Below are 22,532 nucleotides of genomic sequence, written 5' to 3'. Positions count from 1 at the left end.
AACATTATAACATTTGCAGGCGGCCACGCCATGCCGACCGGAGGCTCAGTGATGTGCGTCGACGGCCAGGGATTCCAGGTATTCCAGATTCGGGATCCAGGCTGGCTCGCCGTCTACTTCCACCTGCATCAGGTCCGCAGGGCCGGGGTCGCCGTCCAGTTGTCGGATCTGGTCTTCCATCAGGCGCGCCTGGCTGGGAATGCCCTGGGTGACCAGGGCCATGAACGGGGTGCTCTGGTGATTCGGGCCGATGGTATTGAGGATAATGATGCGGCCACGGTTGTCACCAGGGATGGTGAGCTTGTTGCCGTTGGCGGCATCGTAGGAAATGACCGGCAGTGTGAGCCCGCGCCAGTCCAGGAATCCGGCCAGCCAGTCCGGTGTATTGGCGCCGGCATCGTTGCTGGTGAAATCCACCACCTCGGCAATGGAGACGTTGGGCAGCAGGAGCTGGCGGTCCGAGACCGGTATCATGACGCAGGACAGGGATTGGCTGTTTTCACTCATTGCTTGTTACCTCAGGCGGAATCCCGTTTTTGCCGGCCCTTGAGCAGGCAGTTGTTCTCAATGACTTTTACCAGTTCCCTGGCCAGTTGCTCTGGAGTGCCACAGAAACTGGCGCAGCCGGTGGCGGCCACCGAATCGGGCATGGAGCTGTTACCACAACTGGTGCTTTCCTGAACCCAGATGCGGCTGCCATAGGCCTTCAGCATGGGTGCAGCGATAGCGCCGTCGTTGCCCATGCCGGAAAACAGGATGGCATGGCAGTGTTTGCCATAGTGATCCGCCACGTTCAGCAACACCTGATCTATCGATGGGCCATAAGGGCCCGGCCAGGGATGATTCTGTTCCGTCAGCTGGCCCTGGCGATCAAAGCACCACTCTCTTTCTACCGGCATCAGCACCACATCGCCATTGCGTACCCGATAGCCCTCCTCGGCCCGCTTCAGCGAATAGTGGGCGTGCCGGCCCAGAACCCGGGTGAGGACTTCGGTAAAATTGCCATCAATATGTTGGGCATAGATAAACCCGACCGGTAGCCTTGGCGGCAGGTGATCGAGAAAGGTCTTCACCGCTGCAGGACCGCCCAGCGAGGCTCCGAGAATCCAGACTTCCTCAGCCACCGAACCCGGCGCCGCCGGAGTTATCCAGTGTGGCAGCGTCGGCGCGTCCACCGCATCTGGCGTGGTCTCGGCCAGCTCTTCAATGTCGTTGGCGGTATCCAGCTGCTCCAGATGCCCGAGCTGTTTTTCCAGCTTGTCGAGCAGCCGGCGTTCCCAGCGAAAGTATTCCGTGGTGCCGGGCTTGGGAGCCTGGTCCAGGCCGAATAAGACCGGTGCTTCTGTATTTTCCAGCAGATGCTCGAACAGTGCCGGGTGATCCGCTTCGTCTTCCAGGGTCACCAGCCAGAGCGCCGCGTCCGGAAACACCGGGTAGTCCATCAGCCGCTCGGGATCTCCCGAGAAGCTGACGTCCAGGCCAAATTTTCCGGTCGCCGCCTGCAGCCGATGCCGTTGCAGCACCACATCGGACACAATCCCGACGCCAGGCCGGCCGTGAGGGCCGGCCATCACCGGTTCCCGGTCAGCCGCTTGATGGTGTCAAGCAGCTCGGTTTCCTGGAACGGCTTGCCAAGGTACTCGTTGACCCCGATGGCCAGAGCACGTTCCCGGTGCTTCTCGCCCGTCCGCGAGGTGATCATGCAGATCGGCGTATCTTTCAGGTTGTCGTCGTGGCGCACAAAGCTGGCCACTTCGAAACCATCCATACGGGGCATTTCGATATCGAGCAGGATGATGTCCGGCCGGTGGTCCTGAAGCTGGGCAACGGCGTCGAGACCATCTTTGGCGGTCACCACTTCCATGCCATTGCGCTCCAGCAGACGGGAGGTCACCTTGCGCACCGTAACGGAGTCGTCCACCACCATAACCGTCGTGGCTTTTTCCTCGTAGCGGGCGCTGTCCCGTGCCTTTTCCAGATTCGCCAGGCGCTGGCGTTCGGACAGGATGTCGGAGCGGATCATCGCCGGCAAGTCGAGAATCACAACCACGTTGCCGTCACCGAGAATGGTGGCACCGGAAACGCCCCGGACGGAACTGAACTGCGGCCCGAGGGATTTAACCACGATTTCCCGGCTACCCATCAGCTGGTCCACCTGTAGAGCCATGGGCTGCTCCGCGCCGCGCACCAGAATGACCGGCAGTGGCAGAGCCTGGCCCTGAAGCTTGGGCTGGTGGTCACTGTTGAGCAGGCTGCCCAGGTACTGCAGGCGATACTGCTGGCCGGCATACTCGTACATGGGGGCGTCTGGCTTGTAGTACTCTTCCAGCTCGTAGGTGCTGACCCGGACGATACCTTCGATGGTGTTGAGCGGGATGGCGTAGAAATCTTCCCCGGTGGACACCATCAATGCCCGGTTGACCGACACGGTGAACGGCAGGCGTACGGTGAAGGTGGTGCCACGGCCCAGGGCGGAATCGATGTCGAGGCTGCCGCCGAGCTGTTTGATTTCGCTGGCAACCACGTCCATGCCCACGCCACGACCGGAAATCTGGGTAACCTGCTGGGCGGTGGAGAAGCCCGGCTGCAGAATGAACTGCAGGATTTCCCTTTCCGAGAGGTCTTCGTCGGCGCGCATCAGGCCCTGGCGAACGGCCTTGTCGCGGATAACGTCGGACGGAATGCCTTTACCGTCGTCCATCATCCTCAACACCACATCACCGCCTTCCCGGGTCAGGGACAGAACCACTTCACCTGTGGCCGGTTTGCCTGCCTTGGTGCGGTCTTCCGGCGTTTCGATGCCGTGGTCCAGCGCGTTGCGGAGCATGTGCTCAAGCGGCGCGACCATCCGCTCCAGAATGTTCCGGTCCATTTCCCCTTCAGCATTGCGTACGTCGAAATCGACTTTCTTGCCGAGTTCGCCACTGATCTGGCGCACGATGCGGCGCAGACGGGGCACCATGGAGGAGAACGGAATCATCCGGGTCTTCATCAGACCTTCCTGGAGTTCCGTATTGATTCGTGATTGCTGAACCAGCAGGGTTTCGGTGTCCCGAACCCGCTCGGACAGGGTTTCACGCAAATCAGCAAGGTCCGAAGTGGATTCGCTCAGGGCCCGTGACAGCTGCTGGATGGAGGAGTAGCGGTCCATTTCCAGCGGATCGAAATCGTCGCCGTAGTCTGGCCCGTGCTCCTGCTCGGCCCGGAACAGGATCTGCGCTTCGGTTTCGATATCCATGCGCCGCAGCTGTTCCCGCAGACGTTCGATGGTGGCGGCCATTTCGTCCAGGGTGTAACTGAAATCACTGCTCTGTTGCTCCAGGCGACCGCGGGTAATACTGGTTTCACCGGCCAGGTTAACCAGCTCATCCAGCAGCGGTGCCGATACCCGAATGGTTTCCTGGGCGGCTCTCTGTGCATCGGCGGCTTTCTTGCGCGCCTGGGCCGCGGATTTCTCCGGTTTCGCAGGTGCCGGAACCGGTTTGGTCGGGGCTGGCTCCGCAGTGGAGGCCTTTGGCACCGGCGCGGGTTCTTCGCGAACCGGTTCGGGTGCTTTCTCCGGCTGCGGGGCAGGTGTCGGTGCGCCGGATTCAAAGCGTTTGCGGATATCCGCCACCAGCGCGATGATGGCATCGTGATCGCCGGTGATGGCCTGCCATTGCTCCTCGGTTGGCGCGTTACCGCCCAGATCGATCAGGCGGGTCTCGAAAGCATGAGCCTTGTCGCCAAGCTCGGAGAGCTGGGACAGACGGGCGCCGCCTTTGAGGGTATGCAATGCCCGTTGTGCTTCCCGGTTGAAGTGCTCATTGGCCGGCTCACGACGCCAGTCATCGAGTAGCTGCTCCAGCTGGTCCATGATTTCGCCAGCTTCTTCCAGGAAGATTTCGAGCACTTCCGGATCCACGGAGTCCGCTTCAGCCGTTTCTGGCTGTGGCGATTCTGTTCCGGATGTGTCCTCCGCTGGTGCGGTAGTGCGCAACGCGTCGATCAGGGCCGTGTCGGCATCGGGCTTGCGACTGTCTTCCAGCGCATCAAGCATGGATTTCAGGCTGGCCGCGGCGCGGTCACTCAGGCCAAGCATGGCCGACTGGCCCCGGTCGCCGGCAATCAGCTGGTCCAGGGCGTTGGCCCAGGCTTCGGCCAGATCCGCAATCGGGTCGACATCCGACAGTCGCGCGCCGCCCTTCAGGGTGTGCAGTTCCTGCTGCAGGCGGGTAATGCCAGCCAGTTCCTCCGGCTCCTCACGCCACTGGTCGAGGCACTCGGTAATGGCCTCGTGGATTTCCAGGCCTTCGTCCAGGAAGATGCCAACCAGATCGTCGTCGGTGGCGTCCTCCAGGCTCTCGCTGAGGCTGGACGCGGATTCTTCGGATTCTGCCGCCGGCTGTTCACTGATTTCCAGTTCTTCCAGTTCGCTAACGTCGCGCTCACCCGGCTCTGACTGCGGCGGTGCCTCCGAAGGCAGGGATTCGCCGCGCAGAATGGCCTGAACCTGATGCACCAGTTCTTCGGCTGGCGGGCACGGCTTCTGGGTCGCCACCTGCTCTACCATCTGAGCCAGGCGGTCGTGGCAGGCAAACAGCAAGTCGGTCATCTGACCGCTGGCTTCAAGTTGGCCTTCGGCCACTTTTTCGAACAGATCCTCAAGCACGTGAGTGAGATCGCCGATGGCCTCGACTCCGGCCATGCGGGCGCCACCCTTGAGGGTATGCACATCACGCTGCAGTTCGGCGGCAACCTCCCGGTTCGAGGGGTCTTCGCTCCAGGTATGCAGGGCACTGCCGGTGGAGTTGATCAGGTCGTAGGCTTCTTCCAGGAAAATGCCCACCAGTTCCGGGTCCAGATGGGACAGATCGGTGGCCTGGAGCTCTTCCTCCTCTGCACCTTCAGTTTCTTCGGTGCTTTCCTCGAGCTCGGGCTCCGGCAGGGTCAGCTCTTCGTCTTCCGGCTCCGCAGAGTCCTCGGTGTGTACATCGGTTACCGGGCGAGTGCCGCGGGCGCCATCGATGTAGGAATGAATCTCGGTGATCAGATCCGGCGCGGGCCTCGGCGCCTCACTGGCTTCAAGTGCCTCGACCATGCCGGCAAGCCGGTCATGGCAGCGGAACAACAGGTCAGACAGAGTGTCATTGATCGAGAATTTCTGCTCGGTCAGTCCTTCAAACAGGTTTTCCAGTTCGTGGGACAGGTCACCCACGGCCGGAATGTCGGCCAGTCGGGCGCCACCCTTGAGGGTGTGCAGGTCACGCTGGAGCAACCGCAGGAGGTCCAGGTTTGAAGTGTCCTCGCTCCAGCTGTGCAGGGCTTCCGCGGTGCTGTCAATCAGATCGCGGGCTTCCTCCAGGAAGATTGCTGCCAGCTCGTCGTCCATGGCCTGATCGTCTTCAGACGTTTCCAGCAGTGGCGGCGTTTCTGTCAGCTCAGGTTCTTCTGTTGCCTGCTCCAGTTCATCCATTTCCAGGCTGAGGTCGATCTCTTCCAGATCGTCGGTGAACTGCTGCTCGAACTCATCCGGTTCTGCGGGCTCGGCTGCGGTTGCCTGTGCCAGCGCCTCGAGTTCCTGAATCAGTTCCTGGCTGGGTTCAGTAGCCAGCCCGGCCGCCACCTGATCCATCATGTTAATCAACTGCTCATGGCCGGCGCGCAGGGTCTGGAATACATCATCGCCCGGCGGCAGGCCCTGCTCTGAAATCGCGGTGTAGGTGCGGGTCAAAGCGGCGGCCAGTTCGGCAACATCGGGCAGATTGGCGTCCGTCGCACCCTGGGTCAGTTGCTCCAGTTCGGCACGGAGGGTTGCCAGTGCCTCGTCCTGCTGCGGGTTTTCAGACCAGCGATCGAGAATGCTTTCGGCATCCAGAACGATATCCAGCCCTTCACCCAGGAACAGCTGTACCAGCTGTGACGACGATTTCCTGGCGGGTTGTTCGTCGTCTGCCTGGGCATGGCTGGTGAGTGTCTGCTCACACACCTGGTGCAGGCGCTCAAGGTACTCGTCGGTGCCTGCCAGCGGTGCCTGGGGATTCTCCCGAATCTGGGCAAGCCCTTGGGTCAGGAAGCCCGCCGCATCACTGATCAGCGCCAGTACGTCGCGGTCTGCCCGTTTGTTCTGAGCCCGGGATTCTTTGATAAAGCGCTCAAGCGGCGTAATGACTTCCGCAATTGGCGCGATACCGGCGGTGTTGGCACTGCCTTTCAGGGTATGCAACGCCCGAGAGAGATCGTCCGTGTAGGCGGCGGTGGCTTTGTCGCCCGCAGCCTCCAGGTATTCCTTGATGGTCTGCAGATGGGTTTCGGTTTCGTTCTCGAAGATATCCAGCAGCACCGGATCCACTTCGTCTTCTCCGGGCAGGGCATCATACTCAATGCTGTCTTCCGGAGTGACGGTACCGGCCGTTGTTTCCTCTGCAGACTCTGTGTCGGTGTCCACCAGCGGCATGGCGGTGGCATCGGGAATTTCGCCATTGGCCAGGGCATTGGCCCGCGCCGCCATGGCAGATGTGTTCAGGCTCGGCGCCTGGCGTTTCTCAAAATCGGTGACCAGCGCCGGCACCGAATCGGTGACATCCTGAAGCAGCTGGGCAATATCATCATTCATGAACACGCTGCCGTCGATCACCCGGTTCAGCATGTTCTCGACCGACCACGCCAGCTCCCCGATCACGGTAGCGCCAACCATCCGGCCACTGCCTTTCAGGGTATGAAAGGCCCGTCGAACTTCTGCCAGGGCACTGCGGTCATCGTGCTGACGTAACAGCATGGGCAGGTATTCGCGAATGGTGTCGAGTACCTCGCCAGCTTCCTCAATAAAGATCTCGAGGATTTCGTCATCAATGAGATCGTCACTGTCGTCCGCTTCTTCAACTTCGCTCGTTGGCGCGGTAACGGGCGTTTCGGGAATTTCGATTTCGTGCTCGGCGGCGGCCTCGTCTGCAGTTTCTGCTTCGCCTGTGGTCTCTCCGGCCGCCTGTCCGGTTTCTGCGCGTCGGGTCGTTGCCAGCGCTTCAGCCTGTTCAATCAGCTCGTTGACGTCGCCACCGGTCTCGCCGTTCCGGAAGTCCTCAATCAGGGAAGGAATACGGGCGTTGACCTGGTCCACCAGGGTGAACATGTCATCGGTCGGTTTGATGGTCTGGTCGATGACCCGATTGAGCAGATTTTCCACCGACCACGCCAGTTCGCCGATGCTGGTGGCGCCGACCAGGCGGCCACTACCTTTGAGGGTATGGAAAGCCCGGCGAACTTCAGTCAGAGCTTCGCGATCGTCGTGATCCTGGTGCAACCTCGGATAGAACTCGTGGATGGTCTGCAGAACTTCTTCCGCTTCCTCAACAAAAATGCCGAGGATTTCATCATCCAGCAGCTCGGCATCAGAGGTTTTGGCCTCTGGTGCGGTGGTCTCTTCGGCGCTGGCCTCAGGTTCTTCAGCCACGGGTACTTCAGCCGGGGCCTCTTCGGTTTCTTCCGTCAGGCTCCAGGTGGGCTCCTGTCCGACCGGGAAGCCGAGACTGGCGAGGCTGTCTTCGGCCACGCGCAGGATAGCGTCGTTATCGCTGATGCCATCTGCCAGTCTCTCCAGGTAATACTCGATACTGGTAACGGCATCGGCCAGGGTGTCGAGCTGTTTCCAGTCCGGAACCTGTTTGTTGCTGAGCAGTACGTCGGTGACGTAACGCTCGGCTGAGGCGAGCATATCGGCAACGCGATCCAGTGGCACCAGGCTCAGACCGCCACGGATACTGTGCAGGAGTCCGGGTACGTGTTCGATTTCACGGGCATCCCACTGGGAGGCAATGAAATTGACGATGGCGGATTTAACCTGCTCAAGGGTATTCCGGGATTCGCGGATCAGCGCTTCGCTGGCCTCTCCGAGTTCACGGGAGCCCATGTTGATGGCGGAGGCTTCCTCGGCCGAGCCGGAAGACTGCTCCGGGCGTCGCTCGCTGTTGAGACCAGCCAGACTGGCCTCCACGTAAAGCAGGGCACCGGCAATGTCCATCAGGGTGCCATCGTCGACCACTTCGGCCTGCTGGCAGAGTTTTTCTACCAGTTCAATCTGTTCGGTGACGACCTTCCGGGGAATGCCAAGACCAAGAACGGCCAGGGTGTTGGCAACCTGACGCAGGCCGGGCAGTAACTCGTCCAGTTCGCTGTTCTGACGAAATTCGGCCCGCACAAACAGGTCAAGCTGATCTTTCAGTCGAGCCAGTTCTTCGTTGAGGGCACTGACCACGGAGTGGATGGCGTCCCGGCCTGGACCGGATACCCGGTTGCGGGCCGCATCCACGTCGTCTTCCGAGGGCAGGGCGCTATCCAACTGATAGGCCTGACGCAGTGCCTGAACCTGAGGGCGATCGAGATCCCGGGCGCGGGCGACGTAATACAACAGGTGTTTGAACAGCGCTTCCGGAACCGGCTGCTGAAGGATATCCGCATGTTCGTCGGTGAGCCGGCGGATCTCGGAATCCAGTTCCCTGAGCAGGGATTTGACGGCGGTGTTCACCGGGTTGACCCGGGCTTGCAGAGTGTCGACAAAGGCGCTGGCCGCTTTCCAGAGTTCGCCCCGGGGCGTTTTCTGGCACAGGCGCACCAACCGCTGGATTACCTTCTGCATGTAATCGAAATGGGCGTCGAGGTCCGCCTCGCGAACCACGCCAGCAAGGGCAAACTGGTACATCTGGCGCAGCTTGCGCAGGTGGCCCAGGACTTTTGGATCGTGCAGGCGTTCAGACACCTTGCCGCTGACCCTCATCTGTGAAGCAGAGAGATCCGGCTTGAACAGAGAGGTGTCGGACAACAGGGAGTCGCCCCGGGCGGCCCGGAGATCGTTGAGCAGCGGCAGCAGAACCATGGGAAAGTCATCGCTGCTGCTGCCAATGTGCTCCAGATACTGTGGCAGCTGCAGAATGGCCTGCATCAGCACGTTGACGGCATCGTCAACGCTGGTCACGGTTTCGTTGAGAATGGCCTGGGTCAGTTTTTCCATCTCTTCGGTGAGCAATGCCGCACCGTAGAGTTCCACCATTTGCAGGGTACCGTGTACCTGGTGAAGGTAATTCAGGCAGAAGCGCAGGCGCGCAGTGTCGTCGCGATTCTCGACATACGCTTCAAGTGCATGCTGGCCCTGGGTCAGCGTGTCCTGTATCTCTCCCCGAACCCAGTCGAGGGCGATGCTGTCATGGTGATTGCCCATAACCACTCCGGTTATTCTTCGTCGGACTGGCGCTTGATCCACGCCAGTACATGTTCCGAGGGAACCCTCTGCAGGCCCGGTGGCTGCCAGTCGGTCAGTTCACCCTGGCCAAGCACCAGTAACCCCCCCGGTGCCAGACGCTCTGCGAGCCGTTTGACGATCTCCCGTCGGCGCCAGCGACGGAAGTAGATCAGCAGGTTCTGGCAGAAGATAATGTTCATCCCGTGCATGGGTGCTTTATCCAGATCCAGAACATTGAGCCTGGTAAAGCACACCCGGTCACGGATGCTGTTCACAATTTCTACGGTATTCCGCTCCGAGGGCCGGAAATACCTGGCTTTCAGGTCTTCTTCCATTCCCAGCAACTTGCGGGCATTAAACCGGCCCTGGCGCGCTTTTTCGATGGCCGGCTGACTGATGTCCGAGCCGGTTACGCCGAAGAGCGGTTGCACGCCCAACTGAGCCATGCCCTCGTTCAGGATCATCGCGAGCGTGTAAGGCTCCTCGCCGGTGGAGCAGCCAACACTCCAGGCCTCCAGGGCCCGCTTCCTGAACTGTTCCCGGGGACGGGTAAGCACATAATCCGCCACCAGCCGGAAGGCGTCCGGGTCCCGGAAAAACCGGGTTTCCTGAACAGTGAGCCGGTCTACCAGTGTGGCCCACTCCCTGACAGCATCCGGGCCGGATACGATTTTCTCGTAATAGGCCTGGTAGCTGCTGCAACCGATTTCGCGCATCCGGATGCCAAGATTGGTTTCCAGAAACGAGCGCCGTTCGGTGGTCAGGGTTATGCCGGTGCGGTGCTCCAGCAAGGTCTGCCACTGGCTGAACTGCGCGTCGTCCATATCCGGAAGACGGCGCAGTGACCAGATGCCTTCGGCGGGTGACAGTTGGTTATGCGTATGCGCCATAGACCGTCATCTGCCCCGGGCCGGTGATCAGCTGACCACCGGTACGTCGCTGTTTTCCTCTTCTTCCTGATTGGCCATTTCCTCATCCGGCAGGGTGAAGCCGGCAACGGAGGACCGCAGCTCGGAGGCCATTTCTGCCAGGTTACCGATAGACTTCGCGGTAGCGTTGGTACCGGAGGAAGTCTGGGAGGTGATTTCCTGGATAACGTTCATGGTGTTGGAAATGTGCGCCGCAGAGGATGACTGCTGACGGGCGGCGTTGGAGATGTTCTGGATCAACTCCGCCAGGGACATGGATACGTTCTCGATTTCCTCGAGGGCGATACCCGCGTCCTGGGCCAGTCGGGCACCACGGACCACCTCGGCGGTGGTGTGTTCCATGGAGATAACCGCTTCGTTGGTATCAGACTGGATCGTCTTAACCAGGGCTTCAATCTGCTTGGTTGCTGCAGAGGAACGTTCCGCCAGGCGCTGAACTTCGTCCGCAACCACCGCGAAGCCCCGACCCGCGTCACCGGCCATGGAGGCCTGGATTGCCGCGTTCAGGGACAGGATGTTGGTCTGGTCGGCAATGTCGTTGATCAGGGATACGATATCGCCGATTTCCTGGGAGGATTCACCCAGACGCTTGATCCGCTTGGACGTTTCCTGGATCTGCTCCCGGATGTTATCCATGCCGCGAATGGTGTTCTGTACCACTTCTGCGCCTTTCTTCGCGATCGCAACCGACCGCTCCGCAACCGCGGAGGATTCGGCGGCGTTCGAGGATACCTGGTCGATGGACACGGCCATCTCGTTAACCGCAGCGGAGGCGCCGGCAATTTCCTGGGCCTGGTGCTCGGATGCATCGGCGAGGTGCATGGCCGTGGCCTGAGTTTCCTGGGCGGCGGAAGCTACTCGTACCGCAGTACCACGAATGGCCTGTACCAGGCCCCGCATCTGGTCGATCGCGTAGTTGATGGAGTCGGCGATGGCACCGGTGAAGTCCTCGGTTACCGTGGCCTCTGTGGTCAGGTCACCATCGGCCAGATCGGCCAGTTCGTCCAGCAGTCGCAGGATCGCGTTCTGGTTCTGTTCGTTCTGCTCCTGGGTGGTAGCCAGACGCTCCTGGGCGTCGCGGTACAGGGCAAGACCGATAAAGACAACAATCGCAACCATGGCGGCCAGGATGGCGAAGGCCAGGGTCGGGCTGATCAGACGGGAACTGGACTGGGTAGCGAAGTTGTCGGCCAGAGTCGACAGTTCGGCCAGCAGGTTCTCGGAGTTCTGGAAGATGTCACTTGCGGCGGTACGAACCTTGAAGAGGTCGGGAGAGGCTTCAAGGATCGCGTCTACGTTCTGGGAAACGAACTGGAACAGCTCGTCAACCGCTTCCAGACCATAGATGGCGTCTTCGTCCGCTACGCGGGAGATGCCCATGGCGGGATTGCCGTTGAGCTGGCCGTCAAGAACCCGGCCGAACAGGCTGGCGTCCCGGCCGAAACGGTCGGCCGCGATAACAGCGTCTTCGTCACCGGACAGTACGTTGTTAACGGAGCGGACAATACGCTCTGCCAGCAGCGACTGACGCTGGGCCAGAGAGATCTGTTCGGCAGGTGCACCGTTATCCAGCAGAATCTGAACGATGTCGTCGTATTCCACCTGCAGCTGGGGAATGGTTTCGTTCAGGGTCCGGGCTACTTCGTGCAGGCCGAGTACTGCATCACGGGTGGAGAGGATGCTGTCGGCGTTTTCACGAACGGTGTTCCAGTGTTCCTGTACGCCACTTTGCTGGGCCAGTTCACTGGGCGGGAGGCCGGTTTCCGGGTTGCCCTCGGTCACGTTGGTCCAGAGCTGCTGGAACTCATCCCGCGAACGACGGAGTTGGTCGAAGGCTTCGGCGGTACCACCGGCGGCCTCGGTCGCGTTCTTCGCGATCTCCTGGGAGAGTACCCGCATTTCCGCGGTGTTGGCGATGTACTGCTGGTCGTGCTGACTGTCCTGGTTAATGATGAACAGCACCACAACGAGCAGGACGGTAAGTGCAATCAGCGCTGCGATCAGGCCGGCAACCAGTTTGTTGCCTCCCTGTCCCATACTGAGTCTTCCGGCTCTGTTTTTCATTTTCTGGCTCCCGGCCTCTTTCTTCTGGAAATGGCAAGTATGTGTAGCGGGTTTCAGACGGTCAGGGTGATGTTCCTGCCAGTACCATCACCCTTACCACTGTGCAACATCAAGAAAGCGTTCGTCTTCCACCAGATCGGTGGCTGAGAACACTTTCCAGACCTCCTCATTACGCTCGTAACCGCCGCTCACAAACGGACGAACGCTGTCGGGCACCCCGTCGGGGGTGGCCCTGAAACTGTCTTTGGCGAAGTACTGCATGCCCAGTACGCTGTCGACGACCAGGCCACTGAATACGTCGCCCTGCTCAACCACCAGAACCCGCCGTTCACGCAGGCTGCGGGAAGAGCGGGGCACATCGAAAAAGGTGGCGAGATCGACCAGGGGTAACAGGCGGCCGCGAACATTAGCCGCTCCCATCAGGAACGACCGAACCCCCGGAACATGGGTGAACCGGGGTACATGCAGGATTTCGGTAACTTCGCCCATGGGGGCAACGTAGCGTTCGCCCGAGAGAATAAAACCGATGCCGTTCCAGAGTTCAACGGCTTCCTGTTGTTCCGGCAGACCGGCGGCCATGGACCGGCTGCGCTGGGCGATATCCGTCAGAACGGCAAAAGGGGCGGCCTGGGCGGACATGCGTACTCCAAGGTTGGGGATCAGGCAATCAGGCTGTTGATTGTTTTGATCAGGTCGTCTTCGTTAACTGGCTTGACCAGATAACCCTTGGCACCCTGGCGGGTTCCCCACACCCGGTCAGTTTCCTGATCCTTGGTGGTTACGATCACAACCGGGATGGAAGCGGTTTCCGGCGCACGGGTCAGCTGGCGGGTCGCCTGAAAGCCGTTCAGGCCGGGCATGACAACATCCATCAGCACCAAATCCGGAGTTTCCGCGCGGGCCTTGGCCACACCATCGGCGCCATTATCTGCGGTCAGCACTTCGTGCTTGTGTTTTTCCAGAATGGTGGAAATCTTCTTAACTTCAGTTGGCGAGTCGTCAACAATCAGAATGCGGGCCATGGTTTCCTCGATGGTTCTGTGTGTCAGCAGGGGTTACTGTTCCGCCTGAGGCATGTATTGGCGGATGGTGTTAAGCAGCTCATCCTTGCTGAACGGTTTGGTCAGATACTGGTCCGAGCCTACGATTCGGCCTTTTGCCTTGTCGAACAGGCCGTCCTTGCTCGAAAGCATGATAACCGGCGTCTTTTTAAAAGAGGAATTGTTCTTGATCAGTGCGCAGGTCTGGTAGCCGTCCAGGCGGGGCATCATGATATCGACAAAAATGATGTCCGGCTGGGAGTCGGCAATCTTGGCCAGAGCGTCAAAGCCGTCTGTGGCAGTGATAACCTCACAGCCAACCTTTTTAAGAAGGGTTTCCGCGGTGCGACGAATGGTCTTGCTGTCGTCAATCACCATGATCTTCAGGTTCTCGAAGTTGTCATCCATTGTCCAACTGCCTTGCGCTCTAGCGACTGTCGTTATTTTCGAACGGGGGTTTTAACACAAACGTTAAGGTTGTTCTATAAACCCCGCTCATTTATAGAGTATCCATGGCTGGATAAAAAGTATTAGTTTGTGACCAAATGTACTTCTGCCGCTGCCATCACGGATTTATCTGCGGATTTCTCCGGATGCATTCGCGGCTCGGGTACAATACCATCTGACCTCTCAGCATAGCACTTAATAACCGGTTCGCTCTGCTGACCGGTTCGTGTTTTCTTACCGACAGTTCCAGGAGACGCTATGACAATCCGGCTGGGGATCGTGATGGATCCCATTCAGGATATTCACTTCAAGAAAGACAGTTCTCTGGCCATGCTGCATGCCGCCCAGAAACGCGGCTGGGAAATCGAGTACATGGAACTGCCGGATCTCTATCTCGCAGGCGGCCAGGCCCGGGCTCACACCCGTGGGCTGACTGTGCACATGGATCCGGACAACTGGTACAGCTTCGGCGCCAGTCAGGATCGTGCGCTGGGTGACCTCGACGTGATTCTGATGCGGCAGGACCCACCGGTGGACCGGGAGTTCCTGATGGCCACCTATATACTGGAATCGGCGGAGCAGCAGGGCGCTCTGGTGGTCAATCCGGCGGCCACTCTGCGGGACTGCAACGAAAAACTGTTTGCCACCCAGTTTGAAGACCTGACACCGCCGCTCATCGTGACCCGCTCTGCCCAGCGTTTCCGGGAATTCTATGCCGAACATGGTGACATCATCATGAAACCAGTGGACGGCATGGGTGGCCGCTCGATATTCCGGGTCAAGGAAAACGATGCCAATCTCGGGGTCATCATCGAAACCCTCACCAATTACGGCAGCCATCAGGCCATGGCCCAGAAATTCATCCCCGAAATCACCGAGGGTGACAAGCGTATTCTGCTGATTGAGGGCGAGCCGGTACCCTATGCCCTTGCACGCATTCCGTCGCACGGTGAGAATCGCGGCAACCTGGCCGCCGGAGGCCGTGGTGAGGGCCGGGAGCTGACCGAGCGTGACCGTCAGATCTGTGCCCGGGTAGCACCGGTGATCAAGGAAAAGGGCCTGATGTTCGTGGGGCTTGATGTCATTGGTGACTATCTCACGGAAATCAACGTCACCAGCCCCACCTGCATTCGTGAGCTGGATGCGGCGTTTGGCATCGACATTGCCGGCATGCTGATGGACGCCATCGAGCGACGTCTGGCCAGAGACTGAAGACCGATCACAGCTTTTGAGCGCACAAGGAGACTCAGGAACCGTCATGGCAACCCAGGTTAGCGATTTCGATCGGTTTTCCTTCACCCTGTTTATGGCATTGGCCGTTCATGCCATGTTGGTGTTGGGGATTACCTTTGCCCCGGAATCGCCCCGGTCTTCGGCTCAGACCATGGAAATTACCCTGTCCCAGTTCGACGATGAGCAGGCGCCGGAGAAAGCCGATTTTCTGGCCCAGACCAGTCAACAGGGCAGTGGCTCGGAAGAGCAGGCCATGGAAATGACCTCGCCCAATCCCTCCGAGATCAGTCAGCCGGATCTGGCTCAGGTGCAACCCGAGCCACAGACCACCACCCGGCCTCAGCCGCAACGGGAGCGGGCGGTCGTCCAGACCGAGACTCGCACCGAGCGCCAGGCGTCAAGGCCCGAGGAGCGAACCGAGCCCCAGGAAGAGCCCTTGCCCCAGAGCGAGAAAAAGAGCCTGATGGAGCGCAGCCTGGAGATTGCCAGCCTGGAGGCGCGGTTTGACGCACAGCAGCGGGCCTATGCCCGCAAACCCCGGGTAATGCGGGTAACGGCAGCCTCGACCCTGAAGTCCAGCAACGCCTGGTATGTGCAGAACTGGGTGAGCAAGGTGACCCGGGTGGGTAACATCAACTATCCCACCGAAGCCAGGCAGGCCGGCATCTACGGAACCCTGCGCATGCTGGTTTCGCTGAAGAAAGATGGCACAATCAAGGAAGTGGCAATCCTACAGTCCTCCGGCAGCACGGTGCTGGATGATGCCGCAATCCGAATTGTGCGTATGGCCGCTCCGTTTGCGCCTTTCCCGGAGGAAATGCGTCAGGACGTGGACGAACTGGAAATCATACGCACCTGGTCATTTCAGAGACGGGGGCTTACATCAGGATGACGGCCGAACACGACACCACAGGCAGTCTCAGGCACCACTTCCTGGTGGCTTCGCCCTGGTTGGCTGATCCCCGCTTTCACGGTGGGGTGATCTACCTTTGCGAACACTCGGAAGAGGGCGCGCTGGGGCTGATGATTAATCAGCCGCTGGATATCCACCTGGGTGAGATCCTCGAGCAGCTCGACATGCACGGCGGGGAGCTGGACTTGCCGGTATACACCGGCGGGCCGGTTCAGCCAGAGCGCGGCTTTGTTCTGCACTCGCCGGGCCGGCAGTGGCAGAATACCGCGCGAGTCACCGACGAAGTGTTGTTGACCACCTCCCGGGATATTCTGGAAAGCATTGGCCGGGATGAGGGGCCGGAGTCGTTTCTGGTGGCACTGGGTTACTCTGGCTGGGGCGAAGGTCAGCTGGAGGAAGAGCTGGGCAGCAATGCCTGGTTGACCTGCCCTGCCAGCACCGACATTCTGTTCCGCACGCCGGCAGACCAACGTTACCAGGCGGTACTCCGCCTGATGGGCATTGATCTGAACCAGCTCAGTGATTCGGTGGGTCATGCCTGATCCCGGTAACCGTCGACTACTGGCCTTTGATTTCGGCACCCGGCGTATCGGGGTGGCGTCAGGGCAGGAAATGCTCGGAACCGGCCAGCCCCTGGCCATGCTTCCGGCCAGGGACGGGATCCCCGACTGGCAGCAGATCGAGGCGCTGCTGGCGGACTGGCAGCCGGATATTGTCCTGGTCGGCCTGCCTCTGAATATGGATGACACCGAAAATGAGATGTGCGCGCGGGCCCGCAAGTTCGGCAAGCGTTTGCACGGCCGCTACCATGTCACGGTCGAAATGGTGGACGAACGACTCACCAGCTACGAAGCCAAGGGCGAGGTGATGGCCGGTGGTGGCAGCCGCGATTTCGGCCGCCACGGCGTCGATGACCGTGCCGCCGTGCTGATACTGGAAACCTGGTGCCGGGAGCAGGCCGGCTGATCTGATAAACGAGGCTGTAATGACCGCATTGCTTGATATAGACCAGCTGCTCGACACCTTGGAATCCGGCCTGCGTCAGATTCTCCAGGCGCGTGGCGTAGATGACCCGGTGCTGATCGGAATCCGGACCGGCGGTGTCTGGCTGGCGGATGTGTTGGGGAAGCGCCTGGGTATTGCCCAGCCTTTCGGAGAGCTGGACATCTCGTTCTACCGGGATGACTTCAGTCGCATTGGTCTGAACCCCCGGGTGATGCCGTCCAGTCTGCCGTTTGATACCGAAGGCCGGGACATCATCCTGATCGACGACGTGATCATGAGTGGCCGGACGATCCGGGCTGCCATGAACGAAATATTCGACTACGGCCGTCCGGCCAGTATCATACTGGCCACGCTGATCGATATGGGCGCCAGGGAACTACCAATCCAGCCGGATGTGGTGGGACGGGCCCTGCTGACGCTGGAAGCCCATCAACGAGTGAAACTGCGTGGCCCCGAGCCACTGCGCATTGAAGTACAGGAATCCGGGCAGTAAACCTTCCCAACTGATAACAGGCGAGCCATGACCGCGAACGACCCTTCCCCGAACCACTTGCAGCTGACCCGGGATGGTCAGTTGCGGCATTTCCTGACGCTGGATGGCCTGGGCCAGCCACTGCTCACGGATATTCTCGACACCGCCGACTCCTTTATTGAGGTGGGAGAGAGAAGTATCAAGAAAGTGCCCTTACTCAGAGGCCGCACCGTAGTCAACCTGTTCTTTGAATCCAGTACCCGGACCAGGAGTACGTTCGAACTCGCGGCCAAGCGCCTGTCTGCCGACGTCCTGAACCTGGATATTTCTACCTCAGCTACCTCCAAGGGTGAGTCCCTGTCCGATACCCTGCTTAATCTGGAGGCCATGGCTTCGGATATGTTTGTGGTGCGTCATTCTCAGAGCGGCGCGCCGCATTTCATAGCCGAGAGTGTGACCCCCGGCGTTGCCATCATCAATGCCGGTGACGGCCGCCATGCCCATCCCACCCAGGCGATGCTGGACATGCTGACCATCCGTCAGCACAAGGGCCGTTTCGAAGGCCTGAAAGTCGCCATTGTCGGGGATGTGCTGCACTCCCGGGTGGCGCGCTCGCAGATTCGTGCTTTGAATGTGCTGGGCGCGGAAGAGGTGCGGGTGATTGCTCCCGGCACGCTGCTGCCCAGAGATGTCGAGGATCTTGGCTGTACCGTGGAATACGATATGGCCCGGGGCATGAAAGACCTGGATGTGGTGATCATGCTGAGGCTTCAGAAGGAGCGCATGGAAGGTGCCCTGCTACCCAGTGAACGTGAGTTTTACCGTCTGTACGGGCTGAATCAGGAAAAGCTGGGGCTGGCAAAGCCCGATTGCATCGTTATGCATCCTGGTCCGATCAACCGCGGGGTTGAGATTGAGTCGGCAGTGGCCGATGGACCCCAGTCGGTCATTCTTAACCAGGTCACCAATGGTATTGCTATCCGGATGGCGGTGATGTCCATGGCCATGGGTGGTCAGATGGCGGAGCGTCAGCAAAGACAGCAGGAACAGCAGGAGGGCCGGGCATGACAGCGTCAGCGAACTGGAATGAGGGCGGCCTGAAACTGACCGGCGGGCAGTTGTTTGAGCCGGGCAAGGGGTTGATCAGTAACCCGGGCTTGTTGGTGCGCAATGGTCGCATAGAGGCGGTTGGAGAGCAGGCTCAGGCAGCCGAGAGCGCCGCAACACTGGACGCCGCCGGGCAGGTGATCGCGCCCGGTTTTATCGACTTGTGCTGTAATCTCCGGGAGCCGGGCAATGGCCAGAAGGGCAATATTGCCTCGGAAACACGGGCCGCCGCCCATGGCGGTTTCGCCACGGTCTGTGCCTCGCCGGAAACCTCGCCGGTCAATGATTCCGGTGCCGTAACCAATCTGATTCTCGACAGCGTGGCCTCCCGAGGTGTGGTTCGGGTGCTGCCGATCGGTGCCATCACCCGTGGCCTTGATGGCGATATGCTCAGTGATATGGCAGGCCTGAAAGCAGCCGGTTGCGTGGCGGTCGGCAATGGTTCCCGGGGCGTGCGCAATGCCCGCATTCTGCGCCGGTGTATGGCCTATGCCCAGACCTTCGGACTGACCGTGATGTTCAGTCCGGAAAATACGGCACTGGCGGCCGATGGCTACGCCCATGATGGCCAGGTCACCACGCGTCTGGGGCTGCTGGGTATCCCCGAGGTGGCCGAAACGGCCGCGGTTATGGAAATGCTATTGCTGGCGGAAGAGACCGGGGTGCGCCTGCACCTGAGCCAGCTGTCCTGTGCCCGCAGCGTCGAGATGCTGGCCCAGGCCCGGGATCGCGGCGTGAAGGTTACCGCCGATGTTGCCATGCACCAGCTGGCATTCACCGAATCGGCCCTGGCCGGTTTCGACAGTCGTTTTCATGTCCGGCCGCCCCTGCGCGGGGAAGCCGACCGTCAGGCGTTGGTGGCCGGCGTGCGGGACGGCGTTATCGATGCAATTGTGAGTCAGCATCAGCCCCATGATTCCGCGGCCAAGCAGGCCCCTCTGCCCGCGACCGAGCCCGGGCTGTCGAGCATCGAAAGCGTCCTGTCCCTGGGTCTGGAGCTGGTACAAAATCATGAGTTGGAATTGCCGGATTTGCTGCGGGCACTGACCGCTGGCCCGGCGGCTGTCCTGGGCCGGGAAGTGGCTCTGACGGCCGGGGCTGCTGCTGATCTTTGTCTGTTTGACCCGGATGGCCACTGGCAGCCTTCCGCAGCAACGCTGCTGTCGGCTGGGCGGCACGCTCCGGTTCTGGAACGAGCCCTGCCAGGGGAGGTGAAACTCACCCTGGTGGCAGGTCGCACCGCCTGGCAGGCTCCCGGAACACCACTTTGAAAAATGAGGCAGGGGTGGCTCCGCCTCTGTCGACATCATCACAGAACTCGCCGGTTTTGCTGAAAAACCCTTGATGGCAGGCACCTGAGCCAACGTATTCTATGACCTGACCCTCTACGGTCAGGTCATAGAATACGAGAGCCAGTCACCCGGATGTGACCGGCCCGACAATAAAAACTCAGGAGTCATCCCGTGAAATCAATCCGCTTTTCCCGCCGGCTCGCCATGGCGGCCGTCCTGTGTGCCAGCGTGGTGGCACCCTCCCTGGTTCAGGCCCAGGATGAAATCCTTGAGCGCAGTTTCTGTGTGTTTGACCCGGTTGGTGCCAATGGCCCGCTGTTTGCCATTACCAAGGAGTTCCAGCCGGTGGCCCTCAAGCGAGGCATCAAGCTGGAACTGCGTGCCTACACCGATGAAAAAGTAGCGGCCGAAGACTTCAAGGCCGGTCAGTGCGACGCCGTGTTGCTGACCGGCACCCGTGCCCGGGAATTCAACAAGTTTACCGGTAGCCTCGAAGCCATGGGGGCAGTGCCGGGTGAAGAAGAAATGCGCCTGTTGTACAACACCCTGAGCCAGCCCAAGGCCCGGCCGTTCCTGGTTGACGGGCCCTATGAGGTAGCCGGTGTCTTTCCTGCCGGGGCCATTTACCTGTATACCCGCGACCGGGCCATTGATTCGGTCGAGAAACTCCAGGGCAAACGCATTGCAACGCTGGATTACGACTCGGCCTCGGTGCGCATGGTCCGTCATGTCGGCGCATCGGTGGTTGGCTCCAACTCCGCCAACTTTGCCGGCAAGTTCAATAATGGCAGTGTCGACCTGGCCTATGCACCAGCCGTGGCCTATCAGCCTCTGGAACTCTATAAGGGCGTTAATTCCAAGGGTGGGGTGTTCAAGTATGCCCTGGCGTACATGAACTTCCAGGTCATTATTCATCGCGACCGTTTCCCGGAAGACGCCGGCCAGATGGTTCGGGATGAGTCCATCAAGCGGATTGATCAGGCCTACGAGATCATTGCGGAAGCGGAGTCCGGGATTCCTGCCGAGGTTTGGATGCACCCGCCCCGGGAAGATGTGGCCGAGTACGACAAGATGCTGCGCCAGGTTCGTCTTTCACTGTTGGAGGACGGGGTCTATGACGAGCGCGCCATCAAGTTGATGAAGGCGATTCGCTGTCGGGTGGATGGCTCCCGTTCGGAGTGCGCCTCCTGAGGCACTGAGCGGCCCGCATACAGAGCGGGCCGCAGGTGATCAGCGGATGGCGTCTTTCAGGGCCTTGCCGGCCTTGAAACCCACGGTCTTGCTGGCAGGGATCTGGATGCTTGCGCCGGTTTGCGGGTTGCGTCCGCTGCGGGCTTCCCGGCTGCGGATATTGAAGGTGCCGAAACCGATCAGTGTCACGTCCTCTCCCCGCGCGGCAGCCGCCGATACCTGGTCGGTAAACGCGTTGATTACCTCTCCGGCCTTTTCCCGGGTAAGCCCGGTTTTGTCGGCAATGGCAGCAGCAAGTTCAGGTTTGCGCATCGGATACTCCTGATTATTCGTTCTGATTGTTGTTGGTTATTGCCCCGGCCAGGCCGGAGGCTGAAGCAATCTATAGTGGCTTTGGGCTGAATCTGCAAACCTTCTTCGGTAACGATATGTTCCCGGAGGCGTCATTTGCGGGATCGGTCTCATAAACCCGGGGCGGAGTTCGTCATAATGAGCGTCGGTTACAGACTGTAACAAATGGTGCAGTCCGCCCCCATCTTCTGGACAAAACACAAGAACAAAAGGTTGAAAGGTATGAAGGGTTTCCGGAGATCCCCGACAACATCATCTGGGCTTCGCGGCATGGTGGCGGCATTGACTGCCGGTCTCCTGCTGAGCGGCTGCGGGGCGGTCAATAACATGATCTACAAGACCACGGGGGATGTCATGAAGGGCTTCTCCCGCAACCATACCGTCCCCTACCTCATGGAGTCGGACGATCTGGCCATGGGCTGTTCCATGAGCGAGGCTACCGCGCCGCTGTTGATGTCGTTTGGTCGGGTAACCAGCGAGCCGGATCAACTGGCTGTGATGCTCTACCTGTCTTCGGGCAGTTGTGCAGAAGAGCAGGCCAGGGAGCATGAGCTGGCAGGGTTGGCCGCCATGCACTCCATGGACGCGACCGCGGCGGAAGACGCCTTTATTCGCCAGAAGCGTGCCCATACCCTGGCCGCTCGCCGCTATCTGAAAAGCTGGCAGCATCACAATAGCCACTATGGCAACCCGGATGAAACCGAGTGCCCGGATTTCGACGATGACATGGACGAGTTCATGTACATGGCCGGTTTGCTGTCCGGGCTGCAGGCGCTTAACGCCCAGATCCAGGCCACTTCCTCGGTGGGCGTTCCGTTCAATACCGGCTCCGTGGTGGGCCGTGCTACCCAGTGTCTGGATAACAAGAAATGGTGGGGCGCCCCTATGGGCCTGCGTGCCACGGTCTGGGCCATGATCCCGGGAACCCAGCCCCAGGGTGAAGATGCCTTCGAGCGCCTGGCCATTGCCGCGGAGCAGGGTGAGGAAGCTGGCGTCCGACTGGGCCATGTGTTCCAGGCCATTGCGGCCATGAACAAGAATGATGAAGCCCTGGTGAAGTCGGTTATCCGGGACCATGCTGAATCCCTTGAGGCCGATCCCGCCAACGAGGAATGGCGGTTTGTGGATGCCATGGCGACCAATATGCTGGTGGCGATTTCGGATCGGTTGTGGGTGGAAAACACCGGCCACCGCACCCCCATCGGGCAGTTCGGTGCCTTCTGGGATGACCAGCGTGAACCGGTCGAGACCATGGATCTGGACGACCTGTTGTAACC

18 protein-coding genes are annotated in these 22,532 nt (G+C 60.1%); 9 read left to right on the top strand and 9 right to left on the bottom strand.

The features are described 5' to 3' along the window. Nucleotides 1-45: 45 nt before the first annotated feature. The 8 genes from C7436_RS11700 to pilG all read right to left on the bottom strand — a co-directional run bounded on the left by C7436_RS11700 (nucleotide 46) and on the right by pilG (nucleotide 13,652). Nucleotides 46-507, bottom strand: a complete 462-nt coding sequence (locus tag C7436_RS11700) for a chemotaxis protein CheW (RefSeq protein WP_011787177.1) — start codon at nucleotides 505-507, stop codon at nucleotides 46-48. An 11-nt stretch (nucleotides 508-518) separates the two neighbouring features. Beyond that, nucleotides 519-1,571 (bottom strand): chemotaxis protein CheB, encoded by a 1,053-nt coding sequence (locus C7436_RS11695; RefSeq protein ID WP_121207946.1) that lies wholly within the window; start codon nucleotides 1,569-1,571, stop codon nucleotides 519-521. After that, the gene (locus tag C7436_RS11690; RefSeq protein ID WP_121207945.1) at nucleotides 1,571-9,190 is read right to left on the bottom strand and encodes an Hpt domain-containing protein; all 7,620 of its coding nucleotides are present in this window, start codon (nucleotides 9,188-9,190) and stop codon (nucleotides 1,571-1,573) included. The genes C7436_RS11695 and C7436_RS11690 overlap by 1 nt, the downstream gene beginning before the upstream one ends. A gap of 11 nt (nucleotides 9,191-9,201) precedes the next feature. Then, nucleotides 9,202-10,101, bottom strand: coding sequence for a CheR family methyltransferase (locus C7436_RS11685; RefSeq protein ID WP_011787174.1), 900 nt, complete (start codon nucleotides 10,099-10,101; stop codon nucleotides 9,202-9,204). 27 nt (nucleotides 10,102-10,128) lie between these two features. Then, nucleotides 10,129-12,204, bottom strand: coding sequence for a methyl-accepting chemotaxis protein (locus C7436_RS11680; RefSeq protein ID WP_011787173.1), 2,076 nt, complete (start codon nucleotides 12,202-12,204; stop codon nucleotides 10,129-10,131). A 93-nt stretch (nucleotides 12,205-12,297) separates the two neighbouring features. Continuing rightward, the gene (locus C7436_RS11675) at nucleotides 12,298-12,843 is read right to left on the bottom strand and encodes a chemotaxis protein CheW (protein WP_011787172.1); all 546 of its coding nucleotides are present in this window, start codon (nucleotides 12,841-12,843) and stop codon (nucleotides 12,298-12,300) included. A gap of 20 nt (nucleotides 12,844-12,863) precedes the next feature. Further along, nucleotides 12,864-13,226 (bottom strand): twitching motility response regulator PilH, encoded by a 363-nt coding sequence (gene pilH, locus C7436_RS11670; protein ID WP_011787171.1) that lies wholly within the window; start codon nucleotides 13,224-13,226, stop codon nucleotides 12,864-12,866. 33 nt (nucleotides 13,227-13,259) lie between these two features. Then, nucleotides 13,260-13,652, bottom strand: coding sequence for a twitching motility response regulator PilG (gene pilG / locus C7436_RS11665; RefSeq protein ID WP_011787170.1), 393 nt, complete (start codon nucleotides 13,650-13,652; stop codon nucleotides 13,260-13,262). 297 nt (nucleotides 13,653-13,949) lie between these two features. On the opposite strand from pilG, the gene gshB reads away from it, so the two are divergent. The 8 genes from gshB (at nucleotide 13,950) to C7436_RS11625 (ending at nucleotide 20,904) form a co-directional block, all read left to right on the top strand. Beyond that, on the top strand, nucleotides 13,950-14,903 hold the full coding sequence (gene gshB / locus C7436_RS11660; protein ID WP_011787169.1) for a glutathione synthase: 954 nt from the start codon (nucleotides 13,950-13,952) through the stop codon (nucleotides 14,901-14,903). Between the two features lie 46 nt (nucleotides 14,904-14,949). Beyond that, a complete protein-coding gene (locus C7436_RS11655) occupies nucleotides 14,950-15,816 on the top strand; it encodes an energy transducer TonB (RefSeq protein ID WP_121207944.1) in 867 nt (288 codons plus the stop codon). Beyond that, nucleotides 15,813-16,379, top strand: a complete 567-nt coding sequence (locus C7436_RS11650; protein WP_011787167.1) for a YqgE/AlgH family protein — start codon at nucleotides 15,813-15,815, stop codon at nucleotides 16,377-16,379. Before C7436_RS11655 ends, C7436_RS11650 begins: the two co-directional genes overlap by 4 nt. Beyond that, complete coding sequence (gene ruvX, locus C7436_RS11645; protein WP_011787166.1) at nucleotides 16,372-16,803, top strand: Holliday junction resolvase RuvX; 432 nt, start codon at nucleotides 16,372-16,374, stop codon at nucleotides 16,801-16,803. The genes C7436_RS11650 and ruvX overlap by 8 nt, the downstream gene beginning before the upstream one ends. A 19-nt stretch (nucleotides 16,804-16,822) precedes the next feature. Further along, the gene (pyrR, locus tag C7436_RS11640) at nucleotides 16,823-17,335 is read left to right on the top strand and encodes a bifunctional pyr operon transcriptional regulator/uracil phosphoribosyltransferase PyrR (protein WP_121207943.1); all 513 of its coding nucleotides are present in this window, start codon (nucleotides 16,823-16,825) and stop codon (nucleotides 17,333-17,335) included. A 27-nt stretch (nucleotides 17,336-17,362) separates the two neighbouring features. Next, a complete protein-coding gene (locus C7436_RS11635; RefSeq protein WP_022991331.1) occupies nucleotides 17,363-18,382 on the top strand; it encodes an aspartate carbamoyltransferase catalytic subunit in 1,020 nt (339 codons plus the stop codon). After that, nucleotides 18,379-19,692, top strand: a complete 1,314-nt coding sequence (locus C7436_RS11630) for a dihydroorotase (RefSeq protein WP_121207942.1) — start codon at nucleotides 18,379-18,381, stop codon at nucleotides 19,690-19,692. Before C7436_RS11635 ends, C7436_RS11630 begins: the two co-directional genes overlap by 4 nt. A 192-nt stretch (nucleotides 19,693-19,884) precedes the next feature. After that, nucleotides 19,885-20,904, top strand: a complete 1,020-nt coding sequence (locus C7436_RS11625) for a putative solute-binding protein (protein WP_011787162.1) — start codon at nucleotides 19,885-19,887, stop codon at nucleotides 20,902-20,904. A gap of 39 nt (nucleotides 20,905-20,943) precedes the next feature. Here the strand turns inward: C7436_RS11625 and C7436_RS11620 are convergent, their stop codons facing one another. Beyond that, a complete protein-coding gene (locus C7436_RS11620) occupies nucleotides 20,944-21,216 on the bottom strand; it encodes an HU family DNA-binding protein (protein WP_014422988.1) in 273 nt (90 codons plus the stop codon). A gap of 261 nt (nucleotides 21,217-21,477) precedes the next feature. On the opposite strand from C7436_RS11620, the gene C7436_RS11615 reads away from it, so the two are divergent. Further along, entirely contained in the window at nucleotides 21,478-22,530 is a 1,053-nt protein-coding gene (locus C7436_RS11615; RefSeq protein ID WP_121208310.1) for a hypothetical protein, read from the top strand. The last annotated feature ends 2 nt before the right edge of the window (nucleotides 22,531-22,532 follow it).

It is taken from the genome of Marinobacter nauticus (assembly GCF_003634635.1).
Classification (GTDB): Bacteria; Pseudomonadota; Gammaproteobacteria; order Pseudomonadales; family Oleiphilaceae; genus Marinobacter; species Marinobacter nauticus.
The sequence above is the reverse complement of the archived record's forward strand: the minus strand, read 5'-3'. Positions and strand labels throughout refer to the sequence as shown.